Raw genomic sequence first — 19538 nt, forward strand, 5'->3', positions numbered from 1 at the left:
GTACAGGAGATAAGACTTGAGGCTTAGATGGAGTATGTTAAAAAAGGGAAGCGCTGTTTTCTGGTTTAGCAGGATTTGTTCCATTAAACTTTATCCAAGCATGCTGAAATCAGCCCGCTTGGGGAAGTAGACAGCAGAAAAAACCGGAAGACTCTCTTCCGGTTTTCAAGTGTTGTGTTATTCCGTTTTTTTAGCTGCCGGCTTTGCATCTGATATTTTCCCGAGGAAGAATCCATTTACTTCGCTCAGCTTGCCGCGCCAGATAATCTGGCCTTTTGAAGGGGTGGATTTGCTGTCACCGATGTACACTTTCGTGTTTTTCAGGTGAATGAAATGAGCTTCCCCTCTTCCGTTTTCTTCAATGGATTCACTTGCCCGGGATAACTGTTCGCTCAAATTTTGTGCGACTTCGCTGCCATCTTCAAACGTTTCACTCAGCGTGTCAAAGTACTCTTTCGCTGAGATCATCGTGCCTGAAATAACAGCGCCGTTCATATTGAGCGTAATATCAAGCGCAAAACCGTGCTTGTTTGAGGCCTGTACAAAAAATTCAAGAACACTGTCTTTGGATGAGGCTGTTGCCGTACTCATTTCCACATCTCCTCCTCTTCACACCGTTTATGATGAAGTGTCGTCGTCACTGCTTAGAGAAGTATCTTCTGACTCTTCATCTTCCTCTTCTTTTTCATCTTTCGCTTTTGAAGCTTTTGCCGTTTTTGCTTTCTTGCGTGCAGGCTTTCTCGGCTTTTTCACTTCATTTTTGCCGTCGTCCATCATTTCCTCTTCTTCTTCGTCTTCTTCGATTTCATCGTCGTCTTCAGAATCATCTTCTGATGCCGCTTTTGATTTGCCCGATTTATTCTTGCTTTGATTTTCCTCTTGTTCATCTTCTTCCTCATCATCATCTTCTGCATCATCAGAGCTTGTCTGAGTCAGCTGATTCATTTTTTCTTCAAGCTGCTGAAGACGTTCCTGAAGCGTCTGGTTTTCCTGCTTTAATGCTTCATAATCTTCAGTCGTTGATTCGGCTGATGGTGATTCATCCTGTTCTGTATCATCTGTTTGATTTTGATCCTTTTTGAAAAACTTGCCAGCAGACGTTTTTAAGCTTGAAGCGCCTTTGAATGACTTTTCCTTCGCAGCCTTACCGAAATCGGCTGCCTTGCTCTTCCAGTCGTCAGTATCAATTTGAGATAAGATCTTTTTCCCGTTTTCAGGTGTTGCCAGGTAGCCTACTGTCGCACCAAGGAGTCCTCCTGCAACCGTGCGTTTGATCGGCATGCTTCGTCTTGATGATTTTTCCTGTGTATTCTTTTCTGATTGTTTATTTTCCTTTGTGCTTTCTGCCTGCGTATTGTCTAATTTTTGTTCTGCCATTGTGAATCCCTCCGATTATTTTAGTTGGTTTGAAGTATTTAAACGATTTGAGCCAAGCTGATTTTCAAGCAGCTCTAATCGTTCATTCAATTTGCGGTTTTCTTCTTCTAGCGCTTTAGTGTTGCTGTTCTCCGCTTTGGAACTGAGATAAGGATCGTTCTCCCACCAGTCCATGCCGATTTCTTTCGCTTTATCGACAGAAGCGACGATCAGTCTGATTTTGATGGTAAGCAGTTCGACATCGGCAATTCCTACGGTAATATCACCTGCGATGACGACTCCTTTGTCTAATATCTTCTCAAGCACATCGACAATTGAGCTCGATTGCCCAGTCGTTTGGACTGCCATAGCTTGTCCCTCCAGTGGCCGTTAAAGCAAGCTGCCTAACGGGCCGAGATCTATATTCAAATCTTCGGCATCAAGGCCGAAGACCTCTTTCAGTTCTTCCATCTTTTCCTCAAGGTTCATAAGGGCTACTCCAAGATTTTCGATTTGCTCGTCCGTCAGCGTTCCACCCTCCACCCGCCTCATCGCATGACGTTCGACAATTTGCCTGAGAAGCTCAATCACCGTCATGACCAGCTGTGCCAGTCCGTGCTCGGCATTGTCAGGATCAAGCTGGATTCTACCATTTGTTTGGCTGGCCTGTTGCATCGATTAATTCCTCCCTTTGTCTGTCAAATTGTTCGCTTGTGACAGGTTTTCGGTTTCCCGCTTTTGATTGAACAAGGGTTTCAACAGATGCAATCAGAACCCTCAGATCCAGATACACCAAATCCACGCCTGCTATCGAGATGATTAAGTCTCCCTTGATAGCAACACCCTTGTCCAAAATGACATCCAATATATCAATAAGGGCAATATCTTTGTTTTCAACTGACTCTCTAAGAGACATCCGGAAAATCCCTCATTTCATTTAAAAACTGGAAAAATGATAAGCTGGCCACGGGCCGGTTGCTTCAATTCTCCATCCGGTTCCCCCGAGCTTTTCATCCGCCTGCTTCATCTCTTCAAGGAACGTTTCCACCTTCTCCGACTGAAGGAGGAAAACACTGTTCCAGGCCATGTTCTCTTTCAAGCCTGTAACATCTTTGTTCCAGTTCTTTTTAATAGCTGCATGAAGGGCAAATTGCTTCAGCTGTTCATGCAGCTGTTCACAAACTCGATTCTTCTCATTTTCCAGCTCATCCTCAATCAGCTTGTCAATCTTCTTCTTTTCAAAAAACTGCCTGCCTTTAGGCAGCACGCTGATTTCCTGCAATTTTTCTTCTACTGCAGGATGGGTTTCGCCAACCTTCTTTTTCAGCACCGGGTCATCACTGTAAATCTTTACATTCCATTCCTCATTGCCTTTAAGCGACTGCAGGGTTTCGCTGATTTTAGGCCCGCTTGCCTCAATCGTCTGCTTAAGGCTTTCTTCGCTCTTGTAAATGGTGCAGAACTTAAGTGGAATGATTGTAAAAGATTTATAAAGTGCCGTAACCGTTTCATGATGATGGAACGCTTTTTCCTGCAGCCATTCCATATCATTATCGATTTTGTCTTTTATGGCTTCTTCTGAAAACTGCTCAGAATCCAGTCTGCAAACAACTGCGGTGACATCGCCAGCTGGGATGGTATAAATGTTTTTCTCACCATCAAAGCCCTTAAAAGATGGAAACGATTGATGGTCTGCTTCGTCTGAAGGAATCAGTCCGTATAAATAAATCAAATCGTCCATCTGCTATCCCTCATTTCCCCGTTTGGTCAATTTCTCCCACTCTTCCATCTCTCTTCGTTTGGCGATTTCATACCGCATTAAAAGCTCATCTTCCTTTTCCTGATACGCTTTTTCCGGTATTTCGCCAAGCTCAAACATCATTTGAAGCTGAATGAGTTTCTGCTGGATTGTCGGGAGATCGTACAATTCTTTTTCTGCTTCTTCCTGAACCTTCTGCCCGATTTTAATCACAAGGTTAATTGGCGCTGCCACCAATTTGTGAAGCATATCAGCTCTCCTCCACTTTTAACCTGATATTAACGAAGTTATAAGCCGGCCACGGACCGCTGTAATGGAAATTCACTTTATCCTTCCATTTCTCATGTGCTTCGTTCACTTTCTCATCGAATTGCTGCTCTTTGTCGCGGTCGATGAGAAACGCCGCATTGAGGAGCATCGTTTCACCTGTCGGCTCATTCGCTTTCGCGGCTTCTGATGCTTCTTGAAGAGGTGTGAAGACTTCCGCCTTAAGTTCATTCTGAAGATCTTCAAACACCTTCTGGGCAATGCCGCCAAGCTTGATGCGCTCGTAGTAGCCTGCTGCTTCAGATTTGCCCTTCACAGAAGAAGACATTTTTCCAACCTGCGGATTTTCGTTCACTCTTTCCTCGAGCCACTCTTTACTGCCGATGACTTTTAACCCGACCTCAATCTTGCCTTTAATGGCCGGAAAGAGCTTTTCAAACTGCGGGTATAGGTTTTCAAGAAGGACCTTTACATCGTCTTCTGTTTTAAACACATTCCCGAAGCTTATTGGAATAACCGTGTCGTTTTTTTCCATAACCTTTGAAACCGTCTGCTGATGCATCATCAGATTCTGCCTGTTTGGATGAAAGATTTTCATCGGCACTTCAGCTGCTACCATCGCTGCATCTTTGTACCGGATTGTAAAGAGGTCTGTTTCTTCCCCTTCAATCTCTGCTTTCCCGTAATCTTCCTCTTCTGTTAATTGGATACCGCAAAAAAGATAAATACCCATTTCCTGTTCACTCATCATCAAACACTCCCTCTGCACACTACAGTTTGCTGCATTCATCTATAATCAGGCTGGTTGCATCTTCCTGTTTGTTATCCGAATCAAGACACCTGCTGATCGGATGGCACAGGACATCGATGCATAAGCTTTGAAAATCTGAATCTTCCCCGTCAATCGGAATGTCCTGCTCTGATGCAAGCTTTGCAATCATGATTGAAGCTCTTAAGCTTGGACCATTGTTTTTCTGATTCGAGCACGCATCCCGCAAATTCGTAACAAGAGTTGTTATTATTCTTGCTTCATCTTCATCCACATCTGTTTTCTCTGCGACAATTTTCGTTTCCCTCTCAACATCCTTGTAATCGATAAAAATCGTGATGAGACGGTCAAGAAGAGCATCCTGAGTATCATAAACACCTGCATACTCAGCCGGATTGCTTGTGAAAATGACGGCAAAATCAGGGTGGACTTTTATAAAAGGGTCGGTCAATTTAGAACCGTATAAGGGCAGTACACCTTCTTCTAAGATTGATAGAAAAATATTATTCGTAGTAGGCTTGGATCTCGTAAACTCATCATAAACCAACGTATATCCGTGTTTAACTGCTTCCAGAAGCCTTCCATCCCGCCACATCTCGCTTACACTTTCGTCCTTTTTATAAACGGACCTAACATAATTATCCACCACTTTTTTACTTGTATAGCCCGTAAAATCACCAATTAAGTCTTTGTTGTTTAATTCATGATTCCCGTGCATAAGCATGACCGGCCGTTTTCTCTTTTTGGCAAGAGCCAGGGCAAGCGAGGTTTTTCCTGCACCGGAGGGTCCCGTAAAATGAACGGAATAGCCCGATTTCAAGTAATGAAGGGACCTCTTGAGAATCTGTTTCGTCTCATCATCCTGTATGAGGGTTCTGGCATCTTTTTTCATTTTCTCTTTTAGGACCGTCATCTTCTCTTCCCTCCAAGCAGCCTCACTGTTCGGTTCCTATTGCACTTCTGTACCTGATATCAAGCCTTTTAAAAGAAACAACCTCTTTCTCTTTATCAAGCTGGCAATCATAGGTTCCAAGCATTTCATCCTTTGCGTACCGTTTCATGTACTCTTTTTCCTCTATCACTTCAACTGTCACCCGCCACCCCTCGTCCATTGCTTCAACAGAGGTAATCTTATGGGGCGGTGCGACATGCTCACTGAAGAAATCATTCACATTTTTCATAATCTCTTTTATAGACACCTAAAGTCGCCTCCGATTGTTCCGCCGTTGCTTTGAAATAAGCAGGAGCCATCAGGCTCCATGCTGACGATCATGATTAAACGCTGAATTGTGCGCCTCGCTCATTCGATTGGGACGGAAGACCTTTTTCTTCCACCTCATCACGCAGCAGGCCGACAGCTTCTGCATAGCGAAGCCAAGTGTCCACACTCGCGATGACAACGCGCGCTTCAACAGTCAGAATTTCAATTCCTACGACAGAAACTCTGACAAACGCATCAATGACAATCCCCTTGTCGAGAATCCGGTCAATAACCTCTGCCAGACTTGAACTGTCTGTACTTTTTTGAATAGCCATTCTTCATTCTCCTTTCGGCCCTGAACCCATTGTCCTGACGCCCGAAGACGATTTAATATCATTGGAACTCTTGATTTTCACCGAGCTTTTAATGTCAGTCGAGCTCTTTATTTTACGGGCGCTCTTGATATCGTTATACCCTTTAACCTTTTTCTTTTCAGATGATGATGAAGAAGACATCTTTTTCTGAAACTCATCACCGGCTTCTTTCACATTGCCGAGCTTATCTTTCACAGACAGAAGAACATCCTGAACTTTTTCCTTTGCTTCCTCCGCTTTGCCGTGAACTTTATCAGCATTTTCGTCTTTGGCTTGGCCAAGCTTTTCAGAAGCTTCATTCATTTTTCCCTGCAGTTTTTCTTCTGTAGCCTCGACAAATTTTTCTTTCGCCTTTTCCTTTACCTTTTCTTCCATCTTCTCTTTTACAGGTTCGGGACTCTTGTCGAAGATTTTCTTGCCTGCCTTAAAAAGCGCTTTTTTCATGTCATCCATGCCATCACCCTCTCAGGGCAAACTGCTATTTCTTTGCTTCTATCAGCTGATTCAGCATCTCTTCAATCCGCTGCAGCTGGTCGTTCATATTCTTGTTCTCTTCTTTCAGCTCATTATATTGAGAAGAATTCAATTCATTCTCGCCGCTTGAATCCTTTTCTGAATTTGATTCTTTGTCTCTCTTCTTCTTAGGGGCCAAAAGGCTCGTAATATTGCCTTTGTCCAAATATCCCGTTGCCGTCTGGCGCAGCGCTGCCATCGCCTGCTCGGCAATAATCTCTTGCGCTGTTCTTCTAAGCTCCTTACCTGCCGATCGTACAATCTCAGACTGGCCTAGGCTTCCGAATACTTTCTTGCTCGTTTCAGGACTTGAAAGCAGCCCAATTCCCGCTCCAACAACACCGCCGAGAATCGCCATATTAATTTGATTCTGCTGCCTGTCATCCTGCTCTTCGCTTTGATTCTGCTGTTCCGTTTCTTCCTGGTTTTCCATTTTCTCTTTTGTCTCTTTAGCCATGTTTCATCCTCATTTCTCCATAGATTTATAGTTGGTTTCTATTAAAATGTAAAAGCTGACTGGCTGCCGCGCTCATTCTTTTGGCTCTTAAGACCCTCTTCCTCCACTTCGTCCCGAAGAAGACCAACTGCTTCTGCATAGCGAAGCCATGTATCGACACTCGCGATGACAACCCTCGCTTCTACTGTTAAAATCTCGATTCCCACAAGCGACACTCTGACAAATGCATCAATGACGATCCCTTTATCAAGAATCCGGTCAATGACTTCTGCTAAACTGGAACTGTCCGTACTTTTTTGAATACTCACTGACTAACAAGCTCCTTTCATTGACGATAGAGGCGTGCCCTTATCGCTTTGTTACTTGGGATATACCTTCAAAAACGCCCCTTAAAACATGACTTGGATAATAGTAGAAATAAGATGCCTTGATTTTCCAGTATTTCCGCTTCAAATTTCGAAAACGTCTTCAAAAAAGCCTGAAACGAATGGATTTTCAGAAGATTTTAAAGAGTTATATGACAATTAAAACAGTTTTGTTACAAGATGGTGACATAGTGATCCAGGAGAAGATTTATTTCGTTTTGGACGTGAAAAAGCCCCGCATGTTGGATGCGGGGCTGGTGATTTTACAAATTTTCAGTTATGAAACTCTGTGGACACTATCTGGTTTTGGGCAACAGCTCATGATGCTATTTTTTCTTTGATACTGAAAATCTTTTAATAACTGATTGCTGCTGATTTACTAGGGGAGTTCTGTCTCCAATTGCTTTAGTGGATTACTTTCAGCTTTTCTTTCATACCCAACATCGTCATACAATTTCTTCAAGTTCACTTGTCCGTCCCACCTTGCTTTTGCCTCCACATTCATATAGGGATAAATGTTCTGATCTACCAGTATAGAAAAGTCAGTATCATCAATAAGATCGTATGTGGGAATCCGGAACGTTCTCCCTTCAATACTTTCAACGTATATACTATTTACTAACGTTAGGCCATTCCGTCTCAATTCTATGTGTTTAACAGCTGCAAACGATATGTCCCCTTTTTTCGATGTGACAGAACCTCCAGGGCCCTGAACAATCGAAAAAAGGCTTCTTCCCGGTATGAGGCCAGGAAGAAACCAGCAAAACAAATAGAGGAAAACCGGAAAGAAAATAAGTCCGCCAAATAGCCATATGAATGAGTAACCAGAGTTGAATTTAAACACTTCAATTAGTAAATAACCTGTGCCCAGCAAGCCTCCGATAATGAAAGCGGACAAGATTGAATAATAAAAACGGCTGCCTTTAATATCAATGGTATTTGATGTTTTCATTATGGGAGAACTCCTCTGTAAAGGTTATTCTGCTTTCCTTTCATACTTTGCATCTTCGAACAGCTGATCCAGATTAACATGCCGGTCCCACACTGTTTTAGCATCCTGATTCATATGCGGGTAAATATACTGGTCAACTAAAACAGCAAAGTCAGTATCATCAAGCTGATTGTATGTTCTGATTCTAGCGACTTTACCATCATATGTTTCAATAACAATATCATTAATCAAATTAAGGGGATTCCTTACAAACCTGATATTTTTTATGCTTGTAAAAGGTATGTTCTTGCTTTTACTTTTCACACTGCCATTCGGACCCTCAGTTAAACTCAGAAGAACCTTCCCCGGAACAAAGCCCGGAAGCGACCATAATGTCAGATAGAGAAAAACAGGAGACAGCAAAATGCCTCCGCCAAGGTAGAAAAATGAATACTTTGAATCAAATTTCAAACCATTTGCGATAAGGAAAACACATGCTGCGAGACCGCCGAACGTTGCCAGCAGCATCCAGACGTACATGAATTTGGAGCCTTTGATGTGGACTATGTTGTGATTTGTTGTAAGATTAAGCAAGTTGAAATCACCCTATTTTTTAAGCGACGCCTTGGAGAACATCACTAAAATGATTATCAATCTATATCATGATTTCTTCTTTCATACTCCATGCTTTTTAGAAGTTGATCGTTTGTAATTTTCCGGTCCCAGACCTTTTTTGCGTTTTCCTCCAAATGCGGGTATACATGTTCGTCAAAAATATCATAAAAGTTGACTTCGTGAAGAAGATTATATGTTATAAATTTAATTCTTTTGTTGTCAAAGGTTTCTATATGAATCTCGTTAAACAAATTTATAGGATTTCTTTTATAATCTATATTTTTGATATTGCTAAATTGCACTTCTCTTTTTTTTGAAACGATTTTACCCTTTTCTCCTGGAATAATAGTAAACAAGACTTTACCAGGAGCAAGACTTGGCAGTGCCCAAATTGCTTCGTACAAGAAAAAAGGGAAGAATAGCAACCCTCCACCTAAATAAATCAGAGCGTAATTTGATTCAAACTTTAATCCATTTTGTATTAAGACAACACATGCTATTAAACCACCAAAAATAAACAGAAACATCCATATATACATAACAAAATTTCCTTTTATTTTGATGGCATCTTTATCTGATGATGTTAGAGAAGACAACCAATACAGCTCCTTTAGAGTAAAGAATATTCATTTTTATTAATAAAATGATTTAATATATCTTGATTATAATTTTCTACTTTATAACCATCTTTCTTTGTCCTGGTTATTAACCAAGATCTCTTCATACCTGGAATTATAAAACACACGTCCAATAAATCAGGAGTGTTTTCTTGATCATATTCTAAATAGACTAAGCTATTCATTTTCCCCTCTCTTCTAGTTAAATCTTCAATGAACTCGCTACCTACAACAGATTTTATACTAGAACCGATTTCTGTTTTCTTATCGCTGACTGATTCTAACAAACTCTCAAATTCTTCTCTTTCAATTTCGAACACCTGTTTATCAGAAGCGATGTCAATAAGTTCAAAAAAGTTCTGTATATTTTCTGAAACATTTTCTAGGGAAGATTTACTAACTTGGTGCACTTGATTATCATACAAGAGTTTATGCGAATAAATATAATCACCTCTAAAATGATAAGAGATTGTTTCTTCACTCATTGTATCGGTAAATTTAGAAGCTTTAACTGTCTTATCAGCATATATAAGAATTTCTACAAATTCTTTGTATTCTTCTTTCAAAATATACCTGTTTTTTTCCTCAGTAACCATATCCTTTGCAAGTAGAGACCTAGCTGAAGATTCTAACTGCTGTCTTAATTCTGCTTCTGTCATATCAGGGAAATACATATCTTTAATTGACATACCCTGTTCATAGTAACCTTCACTGTAAAAAGCAAAAATCAGCTCTTCAACGCTTAATTTAATCGTAGTCATAAATCCTCCTTTTAAAATTTATTAACCAAAAATACTTTTAGCCCCTTTTAATAAAGAACTCGCTGTATCTTTAGCTTTTGAAAGACCTTCACCAATTTCTTTAACTTTTTCAATTGGATTATTTAAGGTCTCTTTTATTTGTTCGTTCGCTTTGTCTTTCAATTTATTAAAGCCTTCAACTGCCTGACCAGCTGCTTCAATTCCACTTTTCCCAAAATCCAAAGTAGCTTGAATTGGTGTTTCAAAAACAATGGCTGCTTTCTCAGCAAATCCTGCTGTCATTTTAGCTACTTGTTCACCAGCAAGTCCTCCAACAAAAGAACCTACTGAAGCTCCAACTACAGTACCAACCGGCCCTGCTAAGCTTCCAATGGCACCACCAACTACTGCCCCACCAATTGCTCCTCCAGAAACAAATACAGTTTTATTTACTGCATTTCCAACCGCTTTAGCATTTTCTCTTTTCAATACATCAGGCATATTTCCATACTTGGCGTAGTTTTCAGAGATTTTCAATCCCATTCCTACAGTTTCAGTAGCTCCTGTTATCACTAAAGTGCTTACTACATTTGTTTTTCCGAATTTCACGAGATCATCACCAAAATTTTTCAATACCGATGATTTAACCTGACCTCTAGATAAATCTCCCCATAAAGCTTTTGAGCTGTTGCTATAATTAACAACATCACCTGGCAAATATTTTGCATATTTTTTATGAACTAAATCAGCGAAAGGCGTGTCTTTGTATTTATTAAAAATGAAAGTAGGACTAAGCAATCCTTTTGCAAAACGCTTGTATTTAGAAGCGTCTACTACGTCAGACAACTTGCCAAGTGTACTTAAATGCCTGAAAGAATATGCTCCATCCACGTTTTTTGCAAATTGAGTTACTCCCAGCCCATAATATGCAAGCTGTCTTGAAACTAACCCTCCCATTGCAACCATTGTTCCATATTTGTTATGGATGTTGTACATTCTGCCAAGCAAGTCATCTTTTTCTGCAAATTTATTCGCAGTCATTCTTACATCTTGTTCAATTTCACTTAATCTATCAGAAAGAGCCTGGCCTGTATGCCATGGGTCTCCAACTGAATAAAAACAGTGAGCATATTCTGGAGGAGCGCTCAATATTAAACTAGCCAGCGACCTATGAAGCTGTTTTGATTCTTCATCAATATCTGTCAACTTAAAGACCAGTTCATTTGAAAGTTCATCTAGTTTATTAGGATCCACTGAAATTTTGCTGCTCATAAGAATAAAACCTCATTTCCATTTTTAAATATTGCGCTCAAATCATCTGAAAGAATTGATATCCTAAGATTGTGATTTGAATAGGCAGAATAAAAAAGTCTACGCAGCCTGGAAGTACACACCCTCCTCTTGCAGCATCATTAGGATCTTGGTTGTTTTTTTTCTTGTTTGTCAAAATACACACCTCATCGTTCAAATTAAATTCAGCAGTTGATAACCTAATACACCAAGCTGGAGAGGAATAATGAAAAAATCCAAACAGCTCGGCATACAGCCATCGTCTCCTGGAATATCCTTTTTCTTCTTTTTGCGATTGTAGTTTGGATCATGGTCATATCTGTGATCATTTCTCATATTACACCTCAGAGTTTCTCACACAATCTGCATCAACTGATAAGCAACAATGCCTATCTGCAATGGGATGATAAAGAAATCAACACAGCCGGGAACGCAGCCATCATTCATTCCCTGCTTCCCGTCAACTTCTTTCTTCTTTTTCTTCCGGTTATAGTTTGGATCGTGGTCATAACGATGGCTCATATCAAATTCCCGCTTTCTTACTGCACATCCAGCTTCTTAAGCCTCAATATGCGCTCCATTCTCTCTAATTCTTCCTGTCTTTCAATCTCTTCGCGCACGCGGTCGACGGAGTCTGCTGCTGCTTCTAGTTCGCGGCTGATGTCATACAGGTTGTCTGAGTGGCGCTGGAAGAGGATCTTGGCTTCGTCCATGGCGGAATCGAATTTGTCGCGGGCCTTGCCGCTCCATGTTGCTGCTTTTTCGTTTGTTTCCTGCATAAGCTTTGATTCCTGGTCTTTGACGGAATCAGATGCCTGCTGAAAAACTTTTGCAAGGGCTCTGACTTGTTCAGAATTCATTTTTTTCACCTCTGGCTTTTTGACATTTTCTATGTACTTTCGTCTTTTTTCATCAAGATTTACACGTTTTGAACATATAAGAAAATATTACTAGAATGCACTTCTAATTTCCATAAGTCCCCAGTAACAAATTCTGATTCTGTTTGTTCAGCTTTTCATATGGTAAAAGTCATGTTTTTACCACACATTGAAAGAATAGTGTTATTTAACAGGACTATCAGATGGTTAAACAAAAGAAAATTATCCCATTTATCTGATACCACATACCCACGTACTTTCAAACCTAATTCTGTAAAAATTTCCAATTGAAATAACCCGGAGAAGTCTCCGGGCTTTCATTTCGTTCTTTCAGTTTCATGATCAGCACTATTGTTTTACTTTAAGAATCACATCATCAATCACTATTTCATGCTCTCCAACCGGTGATATGGCTACTTTTCCCATCAGGAATTTTAAAGCAGCTGTCTCCTCTGCAGGCATGAGGAATTCATACTTATATGTCTGCATTTCTTCTGTAAGGGCAAGTTTTTCGCTGAGGAAGCGGGTATACGCGGCATTTTCAATCGTCAGCTCCATTTCTCTCGACTTGCTTGATTTTGCTTTGAAAGATACCTCGTAAGTTGCGTTCCCGGACAGCTTCATATTACCCTGCTCGAGAAGGACACTCCAAGGTTCATTTCCTTCGTTTATTACCTTGATCTTCGCTTCACCGTTTTCAACTGCTATGCCTGCATTTGCATCGTAATGGATGTAATTGGTCCACGGGGCTAAACCCGTACTGAAGTCTCCGTTCTTCAAAGGATTTTGATCCACGTTGCCGTCTTTCGTTTTTAAAAGAACGACATCATCGAGGTACACATCTTCTTTTGATCCTCCAGCGTTCAGAAGAAGCTGGGCTTCCATGTCACTTTCTTCAGTCATCGTGAAGACGATTGTTTTTTCTTCCATAGAAGGTGTCAGATCAATTGTTTGCGGCTTTGAATAACTGATGCTTCCATCCTGATTAGTCACGTTCAGTTCAATGGTTCTTGGTTTTGCAGCTCTTGCCTTAAAGGTCAGGGTATATTCATTTCCTTTTACAAGCTGAAGGCCTTTTTGGGAAAACTGGATGGCACCCGGTGTTTTTCCGCCGTTTTTAATGTCCAATCGTGCTTCTCTGGTGTCCTCTTTGACGCTTGCATTTGCTTTTGCACCTTCTGTATGAAGGTTCCAGTAAGTCAGCCTGTCTATGTTTCCCTGGTCAAACGTGCCGTTGTACACATGATTTCCATTTGAAAGTACTGGTTTTGAAGCATTTTCATCAAGCGGCTCTCCTGTTATATCCTCCACGCGCACATTTCCAATCCAAACTGGACTTGTGCCGTTTCCGCCAAGATTAAATTCCAGCCTGGACAGGATGTCTGTTTCATTGCCCATTGTAAAAGTATAGGAGTAGGATTTCAGCTCTTCCGTAAGAGCGAAAACTTCTTCATTCGAGTACTTTACCCAGCCTCTTTCAGCGCCGGCACCCGTTTTCACCATGATATTTCTGGCTGAATCAGACTTTGCATCAAAGCTCACTTTGTATGTGCCGGCCTCGGCGAGAGAAAGATTCTGAATCAGCTGCAGCGAATAGAGCTGACTTCCCGGGTTTGCGACCGTTATCTTCGCTAAATTCTGATCCACTGAAATTGCGCCATGTCCGCCAAAATCAGGGAGATGGACAAAATTCCAATAATCGTGGCTGAAAACATCGTCTCCAGAATCCACATCGGTAATAGGCTGCTCAAATGCTGCATCGTAAATATAATTGCCGTCGCTTAAAGGCTGTTTCGCATCAGCTGGAAGAACGGCAGGTTCATCAGCAGGCTCTGTCGGTGTCTTATATTTGCCGTTTTTCAAATCAAAGACGCGCACATAATCAATTTCCATTTGCTTAGGGAAGACAGTTGATGCATCCGGGTCCCCGTCAAACCATCCTCCTACGGCCAGGTTCATGATTAAGTAAAAGTTCTGGTCAAAAGGTGCAGGGTAGCTGAAATTTGCAGCGTTTCCGGTTCCTTTTGAGTACCATTTGTTCTGTGTTTGATAATGCTCACCGTCTACGTACCAGCGAAGCTCACCGGGTTCCCATTCAAGCGCATACGTATGCCAGTCTTCCGTTGTCGAGCCATCCTTAAATTCATAATCTTTGCCTGTATATTTGTTGTTCGGCCATCCTTCCCCGTAGTGAATCGTACCGGCTACAAGGTTTGGTTTGCTTCCCCATGATTCCATGATGTCGATTTCCCCGGAAGCTGCCCATGTACCATATTTATCTTCTTCAGGAAGCATCCAGAGAGCAGGCCATATTCCCTTACCCGAAGGAAGCTTTGCCTTAATTTCATAGCGTCCGTATTTATGGCTGAAGAGTCCTTTTGTTTTCACTTTGGCAGACGTATAATCGTACGTGCCGAACTGATCAGTCGTTTGCTCCTTTTTTGCTTTTAAAATGAGCTTACCGTCTTTTATGTAAGCGTTCTCTTTAGAGTCCGTATAATACTCTTTTTCATTATTTCCCCAGCCTGGCGATATTGGGTTTCCATTTCCATCCACAATCCAGTTGCCGATATCAAAGTTCCATTTGCTTCTGTCAATCTCGGTTCCGCTGAATTCATCTGACCAAACAAGTGACCACTGCTTTTTCTTCATCGCTTCTCCTTTTTTCTCTTCCGTTTCTCCTGCCTGAGCATAAATACTGCCTGAAAGCATGAGCAGGCCACACATCATGATCGCCATTCCTTTTTTCAAATTCGTTTCCCTCCTCTTAAAAATGATGAACATACACCTAGTTTAGCGTGACTTTTCTTCATTCTTCAGACTTTAAATTATGTATAAGGGCGCAAAATTTTAGAAATAAAAAAAGGAGCTGCGCGGGCTCCTCAATTTTACTGCTGCTGAATAAAGCCATCCGCAATCCGGACTGCTTTTTCATACTGTTCTGTTTCTGTGTAATGGGTATAAAGTTGTTTTCCGAATTTATCAATCATTGTTTTTTGATTGTTCGTTTGAAAAAAAGGCAGACCGCTCTCTTCAATATATAAATAATACTCCTTAAAGGCATTCTTTATCTTGTAGCAAAGGAGGGTAAAGAGAATTTTATACAGCGTGCTGTTCATTTTCTTCGCTGAGTCAAGCCCGTCTTCAGCCATTTTAAGCAAAGATTTTTGAGGAATGAGCTTGCCCTCCATACAGTTGTCTGCATAATTGTAGAGCCGGTTCAGATAAATAACCTTGTTTTTATCCGCCATTTTAAGAGCCCTTTTGTAAAATGGATGCGCAGAAGCATATTCTTTTCTTTTAAAGCATTCAAGTCCGGCATTGTGGAGCAGCATCGCTTTGATTTCATCAGCTGAAATCGCATCGCAATCCTCAATCAATTGATGATAACGCGCTATTTTAAGGTCTAATTCAGCTTTGGTCGCACTTTCTTTTTGCAATAGCATAACAGCTTCAGATTGAATCGCACGGAAAAAATTATTTGTTTCTTTAAAAAAATGCAGGGCTTTTTCAGCATGCAGGTAGGCCATCGTTTTAGATTCAACCCAGTGATACGCGACAGCCAAATGATAATGGTATTCTCTGTTCGGGTAGTCATCCGGCTGAATGCCTTTCATCGCTTCGATTGCTTTATTCCGGTTTTCACTGCTAAAATTGTTGTACTTTTCCAGATAGCACAATCCGATCACGTGCTGAAGAAGATTTCTCTCGTAGGGTGAAGACTGGGGATTTTCCTTTTGAATATTCTGAACGATTGTAAATGCTTTTTCCCCTTCTTTGTTCAAAATGTAATATCTTGCAAGCAGCAATTGATAGAAGACGCCATGATTTGAGGAGCTGATAAAGGGCAGCCGTTCGAGTTCTGTTTTGATTTTGTCCGCTTCTTTCTTTCTCAGCATGATGATGGAAGCATGCCATTGGTGGAGCTTTTTCTCTATGTTTTGGAGGTTTTCGATTTCTTTTTTAATATCAATATGTAAGCGGGCAGAAAATAAATCAATGATTTCCTCTGAATATTGGGTATGCCCCCTCTCGATTTTACTTACGTGTGTAGCAGTGCAGATATCTTTACCTAATTGTTCTTGTGTGAGTCCTGCTCTTTTTCGGTAAAATTTGATAATTTCTCCTTCCAGCATGAACATCTCTCCCTATCCCCGTCTGTAAAAAATATCTATATAAATGTAACAATTTTACGACGTTTTTCACACTTGAGGGATGAGGATTTAGACACATCTTTGAAAACTTCTGAACATGACCATCACACTAACGAATTTCCATAATTTACACAAATAAAAACCATAGACAGAAGTCCATGGTTTTTTCAAAAAATTATTCAGCTGGAACTCCAACAGAATCATATGCTGCTATGACAGCTTTTGTTTCAGCAGATGGCTGGCCATTGCGGTCTGGATAAAGATCTCTTGCTGACTGAATTGCAGCCTGGCGCATTTCTTTGAAGCCTGATGATGGAGTGAGATATTTCGTTAAAGCACGGTAGTAGATTTTTTCTGTTTTTTGGCGAGTGATGCCTGTTACAGTAATTCCATAGTGCTCGCCGCCTTCAGAGATCAGGTAGGCTGCTTTGTTATTGATGCTGCTGTTAATATGGACTCCGCCTTTATCTAAAGTGCCTAAGTAGCGGTCATTGTAATGATCAGGATAATGGCCTGAAGGCAGATAGGCTGTGCTCAGCTTTGTTTTCGTCGGATCGCTTAGTGAGCGCAGGCCACCGTCTCCAGGTATATTGGGTGTGAAGATGTCCTCACCCATCTCCCATTCAGGTGCGCTTGCGGAACCACTTGCATGCATCTCTGCCAATGCCCCGAAAATATCTGCAATAGATTCATTGATGGCTCCGGATTCATCCTGATACGTCATGTTTGCTGTTTTAGATATCACACCATGTGTCATTTCATGCCCTGCCACATCAAGTCCTCCTGCAAGCGAGCTGAACTGAACGCCGTCACCGTCTCCGTACAGCATTTGCTTTCCGTTCCAAGCAGCATTGTTCCATTTCTCCCCAATATGAACAGTGCTGACAAGCTTCATGCCATTGCCATCCAAGCTGTTGCGCTTATGCATGGTTTGATAGTAATTATTTACTTTAATCGAGTTGACATGTGCAGATACAGCGGCTGGATCTGCAAAGAAGCTGGTCTTTGTTGTGACCTCTTGGCCTGTATATCCAAAAAGAGCAGAGAGTAGTAGAAACGGAGTTTCCCCCAATCTCTTCGCGCTGAAAGTGTGAACGTCAACCACATTCCCTCCAGAAGCAATAGCCCCGTACAAGTAGCTTGTACCACTTGCCATATCCTTCACAGCAGGGAATGAATGCATCGTACCAGTAACATCCAGGCCTCTTGAATTCACCGGAGAAACAGACGGCAGATCCGCTTCATGAACAGCATTAAAACTCTCCACTACATCTCCTGTTAAAGCATCGACGAAGTAATGGAAATAACCAGGAGCAGGAATGGAAGTAGAAGCTTTGACCAAGTAAGTTAAGTAGTATTTTCCTTCTTGCTTGTAGATCGTTAATTCAGAATCAATGCCGTCATAACCCTTAACTTCCCCTATTTCCGATTCCACGCCTTCTTTTGCAATCTCCACTGCTTCCTCTTTTGATAAGACAGGCTCAGTCGGAATGATTGCACGGGCTAATTTTTGCGTAACATCTCCAAACGAAGCAAACACGTTGTTTTCTGCATCAAGGGCAACACTTTGGCCAGATCCATAGATAGGAATGCCATTGTATTGCTCAACCGTACGCACGTGATATGTATTTGTCGCCGGATCTGCCTGTTCGCTGATAATCTTGAATTGCTCGCCGGTTGTCGCTGCTGAACGAGCCCCGGAATCCGCTACTTTAGACTGAAGAAATGCTTTGACAACCGCATGTTTACTTAACCCTTCTGCTTCAAACAGAACCGTTGTTTCAGCGGCGTGTGCATTTGCTGTCGGCAGTGCGATCCCGCCCAGCACAACGGATAAAGCTAATACTGCTGGTATCACGGCTTTTTTCCCTTTGTTTTTCCTTTTCAAATCCTTCACCCCTTATTCGAATTGAGCTGCTGTAACAATTTGAATTATTGGGAATATTCTCATTTAAGTCAATTGGGTTATTTTTTTGCCTTGTTTTTGCGCTATTTCCCAAGAAATGATGAAAAACGACAAAATCCTATGTTCTTTTCCTGTAAAAATAACCCCATAACAATTTTCGGATCATTCAGTAATAATTAAGGCAGATGCAAAACGCTTGTCCTGGAGGTTTCGGAAATGAAAGGAATACTGCCCAAACTACTATCGCTGCCATGCATGTGCTGTATCGGATTTTATGCTGGCACACAGCTCATTGGCGAAACAGAAGCTGCTTTCACCAGCCAGACTGCACCAGCTCCGCTAACCATTTCGGCAGCCGTCATTTTTCCTGAGGGTGTTCAGCTAATGGAAACACAAGCCCGGCAAATCGGAGAGAAGATGATTCAATCATACAATCGCGTCCCTAAACAGTCAGAAGGCGGCACTCTCGAAGAATTACATGGAACGCTTACCGAGCTTGAAGCCATTGAAAAAGAACTGGGTGCCGGACAGGAAGAACTGGACAACCTCTATATAGAATTGCTCTCCTATCAGCAGCAGTCCGCTTCAGAAAACGGCAAACCGATTGACTACGCGGCAAAAGGGGTGAAAGCCGTCGGCAAAATTATAAAAGAAACAGAAAAGTTCATTGATTATCAGCGGATAAAAGATTTTCAAACTTCTCTTGTTAAACAGATAAAAGAGATGGAAAATCAGCCATTCGTCCAAAAGGAGGCAGCTGAAAGTGATAACGAAACTAGTGAAAAATAGTTTGAGCGGGTTATTCATCCTGATCATCTGCTCTTTGGCGTTCATCGTTCTTTCTTCCCGCTTGACCGGCGGAGAGCCCGCAGTTATGGGCAATCAATTGAAAGCTGTCTTATCAGGATCGATGGAGCCTGTGTTCCAAACAGGGTCTGTCATCTCCATTAAACTTGGAAAAGATCCTTTTACTTATAAAAAAGGCGATATTATTACCTTTCGAATGGGCGAGAAGCTGATTACACACAGAGTCATCGACGTTATGGATCAATATGGACAAGCTGCGTATCAAACAAAGGGTGATAATAATAACGGCCCTGATATGTGGACTGTGCAGCCTGGACAAATCATTGGAGAATACAGCAGATTTACAATTCCTTATGCAGGATACGCCATGAATTTTGCAAACACAAAAGCGGGATCAGCTCTTCTATTAATCGTTCCTGGCGCCCTGCTGTTACTCTCTGCCATGCGCACGATTTACACTGCTGTAAAGGAAATGGAACTGACAAAAGCCGGTTAGATCTCCTATGTATCACAATACATATGAGTTTAATAAATTTTGC

At 41.5% G+C, this 19538-nt stretch carries 26 protein-coding genes; 2 read left to right on the top strand and 24 right to left on the bottom strand.

Annotated elements, in window-relative coordinates; all coding sequences use genetic code 11:
* Positions 1 to 177 precede the first annotated feature (177 nt).
* From gvpU to AZ46_RS18360, 24 genes are all read right to left on the bottom strand, one after another.
* On the bottom strand, positions 178 to 591 hold the full coding sequence (gvpU, locus tag AZ46_RS18245; RefSeq protein ID WP_029285699.1) for a gas vesicle accessory protein GvpU: 414 nt from the start codon (positions 589 to 591) through the stop codon (positions 178 to 180).
* 27 nt (positions 592 to 618) lie between these two features.
* Positions 619 to 1377, bottom strand: a complete 759-nt coding sequence (gvpT, locus tag AZ46_RS18250) for a GvpT/GvpP family gas vesicle accessory protein (protein ID WP_029285697.1) — start codon at positions 1375 to 1377, stop codon at positions 619 to 621.
* Positions 1378 to 1392: 15 nt separating this feature from the next.
* Positions 1393 to 1725, bottom strand: a complete 333-nt coding sequence (locus tag AZ46_RS18255) for a gas vesicle protein (protein WP_029285694.1) — start codon at positions 1723 to 1725, stop codon at positions 1393 to 1395.
* 21 nt (positions 1726 to 1746) lie between these two features.
* Positions 1747 to 2031 carry a gas vesicle protein K gene (locus AZ46_RS18260; protein WP_029285693.1) on the bottom strand — a complete coding sequence of 95 codons (285 nt, stop codon included), beginning with the start codon at positions 2029 to 2031 and terminating at the stop codon, positions 1747 to 1749.
* Positions 2003 to 2272, bottom strand: coding sequence for a gas vesicle protein (locus AZ46_RS18265; protein ID WP_029285691.1), 270 nt, complete (start codon positions 2270 to 2272; stop codon positions 2003 to 2005). The genes AZ46_RS18260 and AZ46_RS18265 overlap by 29 nt, the downstream gene beginning before the upstream one ends.
* A 21-nt stretch (positions 2273 to 2293) precedes the next feature.
* On the bottom strand, positions 2294 to 3097 hold the full coding sequence (locus tag AZ46_RS18270) for a GvpL/GvpF family gas vesicle protein (protein WP_029285689.1): 804 nt from the start codon (positions 3095 to 3097) through the stop codon (positions 2294 to 2296).
* A gap of 3 nt (positions 3098 to 3100) precedes the next feature.
* Positions 3101 to 3364, bottom strand: coding sequence for a gas vesicle protein GvpG (locus AZ46_RS18275; RefSeq protein ID WP_029285687.1), 264 nt, complete (start codon positions 3362 to 3364; stop codon positions 3101 to 3103).
* A gap of 1 nt (position 3365) precedes the next feature.
* On the bottom strand, positions 3366 to 4133 hold the full coding sequence (locus AZ46_RS18280; RefSeq protein ID WP_029285685.1) for a GvpL/GvpF family gas vesicle protein: 768 nt from the start codon (positions 4131 to 4133) through the stop codon (positions 3366 to 3368).
* A gap of 19 nt (positions 4134 to 4152) precedes the next feature.
* Positions 4153 to 5064 (bottom strand): gas vesicle protein GvpN, encoded by a 912-nt coding sequence (gene gvpN, locus AZ46_RS18285; RefSeq protein ID WP_029285683.1) that lies wholly within the window; start codon positions 5062 to 5064, stop codon positions 4153 to 4155.
* Between the two features lie 22 nt (positions 5065 to 5086).
* Positions 5087 to 5350, bottom strand: coding sequence for a gas vesicle protein GvpO (gene gvpO, locus AZ46_RS18290; protein ID WP_029285681.1), 264 nt, complete (start codon positions 5348 to 5350; stop codon positions 5087 to 5089).
* 76 nt (positions 5351 to 5426) lie between these two features.
* Positions 5427 to 5687 (bottom strand): gas vesicle protein GvpJ, encoded by a 261-nt coding sequence (gene gvpJ / locus AZ46_RS18295; RefSeq protein ID WP_029285679.1) that lies wholly within the window; start codon positions 5685 to 5687, stop codon positions 5427 to 5429.
* Between the two features lie 3 nt (positions 5688 to 5690).
* Complete coding sequence (gvpQ, locus tag AZ46_RS18300) at positions 5691 to 6179, bottom strand: gas vesicle protein GvpQ (protein ID WP_029285677.1); 489 nt, start codon at positions 6177 to 6179, stop codon at positions 5691 to 5693.
* A 25-nt stretch (positions 6180 to 6204) separates the two neighbouring features.
* Entirely contained in the window at positions 6205 to 6696 is a 492-nt protein-coding gene (gvpT, locus tag AZ46_RS18305) for a GvpT/GvpP family gas vesicle accessory protein (RefSeq protein ID WP_235728248.1), read from the bottom strand.
* Between the two features lie 41 nt (positions 6697 to 6737).
* Entirely contained in the window at positions 6738 to 7004 is a 267-nt protein-coding gene (gene gvpA / locus AZ46_RS18310) for a gas vesicle structural protein GvpA (RefSeq protein ID WP_029285673.1), read from the bottom strand.
* 436 nt (positions 7005 to 7440) lie between these two features.
* Positions 7441 to 8013 (bottom strand): DUF5381 family protein, encoded by a 573-nt coding sequence (locus tag AZ46_RS18320; protein WP_051865737.1) that lies wholly within the window; start codon positions 8011 to 8013, stop codon positions 7441 to 7443.
* A 24-nt stretch (positions 8014 to 8037) separates the two neighbouring features.
* A complete protein-coding gene (locus AZ46_RS18325) occupies positions 8038 to 8586 on the bottom strand; it encodes a DUF5381 family protein (RefSeq protein ID WP_029285667.1) in 549 nt (182 codons plus the stop codon).
* Positions 8587 to 8642: 56 nt separating this feature from the next.
* On the bottom strand, positions 8643 to 9203 hold the full coding sequence (locus AZ46_RS18330) for a DUF5381 family protein (RefSeq protein ID WP_029285666.1): 561 nt from the start codon (positions 9201 to 9203) through the stop codon (positions 8643 to 8645).
* A gap of 14 nt (positions 9204 to 9217) precedes the next feature.
* Positions 9218 to 9985, bottom strand: a complete 768-nt coding sequence (locus tag AZ46_RS18335; protein ID WP_051865739.1) for a hypothetical protein — start codon at positions 9983 to 9985, stop codon at positions 9218 to 9220.
* A gap of 21 nt (positions 9986 to 10006) precedes the next feature.
* The gene (locus tag AZ46_RS18340) at positions 10007 to 11236 is read right to left on the bottom strand and encodes a hypothetical protein (protein WP_029285662.1); all 1230 of its coding nucleotides are present in this window, start codon (positions 11234 to 11236) and stop codon (positions 10007 to 10009) included.
* 372 nt (positions 11237 to 11608) lie between these two features.
* The gene (locus AZ46_RS22030) at positions 11609 to 11776 is read right to left on the bottom strand and encodes a hypothetical protein (RefSeq protein ID WP_161781225.1); all 168 of its coding nucleotides are present in this window, start codon (positions 11774 to 11776) and stop codon (positions 11609 to 11611) included.
* Between the two features lie 17 nt (positions 11777 to 11793).
* Positions 11794 to 12114, bottom strand: coding sequence for a WXG100 family type VII secretion target (locus AZ46_RS18345; protein WP_029285660.1), 321 nt, complete (start codon positions 12112 to 12114; stop codon positions 11794 to 11796).
* A 366-nt stretch (positions 12115 to 12480) separates the two neighbouring features.
* Positions 12481 to 14883 (bottom strand): carbohydrate binding domain-containing protein, encoded by a 2403-nt coding sequence (locus AZ46_RS18350; RefSeq protein WP_235728249.1) that lies wholly within the window; start codon positions 14881 to 14883, stop codon positions 12481 to 12483.
* 137 nt (positions 14884 to 15020) lie between these two features.
* Entirely contained in the window at positions 15021 to 16268 is a 1248-nt protein-coding gene (locus AZ46_RS18355) for a helix-turn-helix domain-containing protein (protein ID WP_029285656.1), read from the bottom strand.
* 193 nt (positions 16269 to 16461) lie between these two features.
* Positions 16462 to 18174: a M4 family metallopeptidase gene (locus AZ46_RS18360; protein ID WP_029285654.1), complete on the bottom strand. Its 1713-nt coding sequence runs from the start codon at positions 18172 to 18174 to the stop codon at positions 16462 to 16464.
* 234 nt (positions 18175 to 18408) lie between these two features.
* Between AZ46_RS18360 and AZ46_RS18365 the strand changes: the two genes are divergently transcribed.
* Together AZ46_RS18365 and sipW are read left to right on the top strand one after the other, a co-directional pair.
* Positions 18409 to 18981 carry a DUF4047 domain-containing protein gene (locus AZ46_RS18365; RefSeq protein WP_029285652.1) on the top strand — a complete coding sequence of 191 codons (573 nt, stop codon included), beginning with the start codon at positions 18409 to 18411 and terminating at the stop codon, positions 18979 to 18981.
* The gene (gene sipW / locus AZ46_RS18370; protein WP_029285650.1) at positions 18950 to 19495 is read left to right on the top strand and encodes a signal peptidase I SipW; all 546 of its coding nucleotides are present in this window, start codon (positions 18950 to 18952) and stop codon (positions 19493 to 19495) included. Before AZ46_RS18365 ends, sipW begins: the two co-directional genes overlap by 32 nt.
* Positions 19496 to 19538: the final 43 nt, after the last annotated feature.

Origin of the sequence: Metabacillus indicus LMG 22858 (assembly GCF_000708755.2) — a bacterium.
GTDB lineage: Bacteria > Bacillota > Bacilli > Bacillales > Bacillaceae > Bacillus_P > Bacillus_P indicus.

What these genes read in the sequence shown, in the direction of transcription:
- gvpU (WP_029285699.1), bottom strand. Translation starts at nt 591, where the DNA reads ATGAGTACGGCAACAGCCTCATCCAAAGACAGTGTTCTTGAATTTTTT.
- gvpT (WP_029285697.1), bottom strand. Translation starts at nt 1,377, where the DNA reads ATGGCAGAACAAAAATTAGACAATACGCAGGCAGAAAGCACAAAGGAA.
- AZ46_RS18255 (WP_029285694.1), bottom strand. Translation starts at nt 1,725, where the DNA reads ATGGCAGTCCAAACGACTGGGCAATCGAGCTCAATTGTCGATGTGCTT.
- AZ46_RS18260 (WP_029285693.1), bottom strand. Translation starts at nt 2,031, where the DNA reads ATGCAACAGGCCAGCCAAACAAATGGTAGAATCCAGCTTGATCCTGAC.
- AZ46_RS18265 (WP_029285691.1), bottom strand. Translation starts at nt 2,272, where the DNA reads ATGTCTCTTAGAGAGTCAGTTGAAAACAAAGATATTGCCCTTATTGAT.
- AZ46_RS18270 (WP_029285689.1), bottom strand. Translation starts at nt 3,097, where the DNA reads ATGGACGATTTGATTTATTTATACGGACTGATTCCTTCAGACGAAGCA.
- AZ46_RS18275 (WP_029285687.1), bottom strand. Translation starts at nt 3,364, where the DNA reads ATGCTTCACAAATTGGTGGCAGCGCCAATTAACCTTGTGATTAAAATC.
- AZ46_RS18280 (WP_029285685.1), bottom strand. Translation starts at nt 4,133, where the DNA reads ATGATGAGTGAACAGGAAATGGGTATTTATCTTTTTTGCGGTATCCAA.
- gvpN (WP_029285683.1), bottom strand. Translation starts at nt 5,064, where the DNA reads ATGACGGTCCTAAAAGAGAAAATGAAAAAAGATGCCAGAACCCTCATA.
- gvpJ (WP_029285679.1), bottom strand. Translation starts at nt 5,687, where the DNA reads ATGGCTATTCAAAAAAGTACAGACAGTTCAAGTCTGGCAGAGGTTATT.
- gvpQ (WP_029285677.1), bottom strand. Translation starts at nt 6,179, where the DNA reads ATGGATGACATGAAAAAAGCGCTTTTTAAGGCAGGCAAGAAAATCTTC.
- gvpT (WP_235728248.1), bottom strand. Translation starts at nt 6,696, where the DNA reads ATGGCTAAAGAGACAAAAGAGAAAATGGAAAACCAGGAAGAAACGGAA.
- AZ46_RS18320 (WP_051865737.1), bottom strand. Translation starts at nt 8,013, where the DNA reads ATGAAAACATCAAATACCATTGATATTAAAGGCAGCCGTTTTTATTAT.
- AZ46_RS18335 (WP_051865739.1), bottom strand. Translation starts at nt 9,985, where the DNA reads ATGACTACGATTAAATTAAGCGTTGAAGAGCTGATTTTTGCTTTTTAC.
- AZ46_RS18340 (WP_029285662.1), bottom strand. Translation starts at nt 11,236, where the DNA reads ATGAGCAGCAAAATTTCAGTGGATCCTAATAAACTAGATGAACTTTCA.
- AZ46_RS22030 (WP_161781225.1), bottom strand. Translation starts at nt 11,776, where the DNA reads ATGAGCCATCGTTATGACCACGATCCAAACTATAACCGGAAGAAAAAG.
- AZ46_RS18345 (WP_029285660.1), bottom strand. Translation starts at nt 12,114, where the DNA reads ATGAATTCTGAACAAGTCAGAGCCCTTGCAAAAGTTTTTCAGCAGGCA.
- AZ46_RS18355 (WP_029285656.1), bottom strand. Translation starts at nt 16,268, where the DNA reads ATGCTGGAAGGAGAAATTATCAAATTTTACCGAAAAAGAGCAGGACTC.
- AZ46_RS18365 (WP_029285652.1), top strand. Translation starts at nt 18,409, where the DNA reads ATGAAAGGAATACTGCCCAAACTACTATCGCTGCCATGCATGTGCTGT.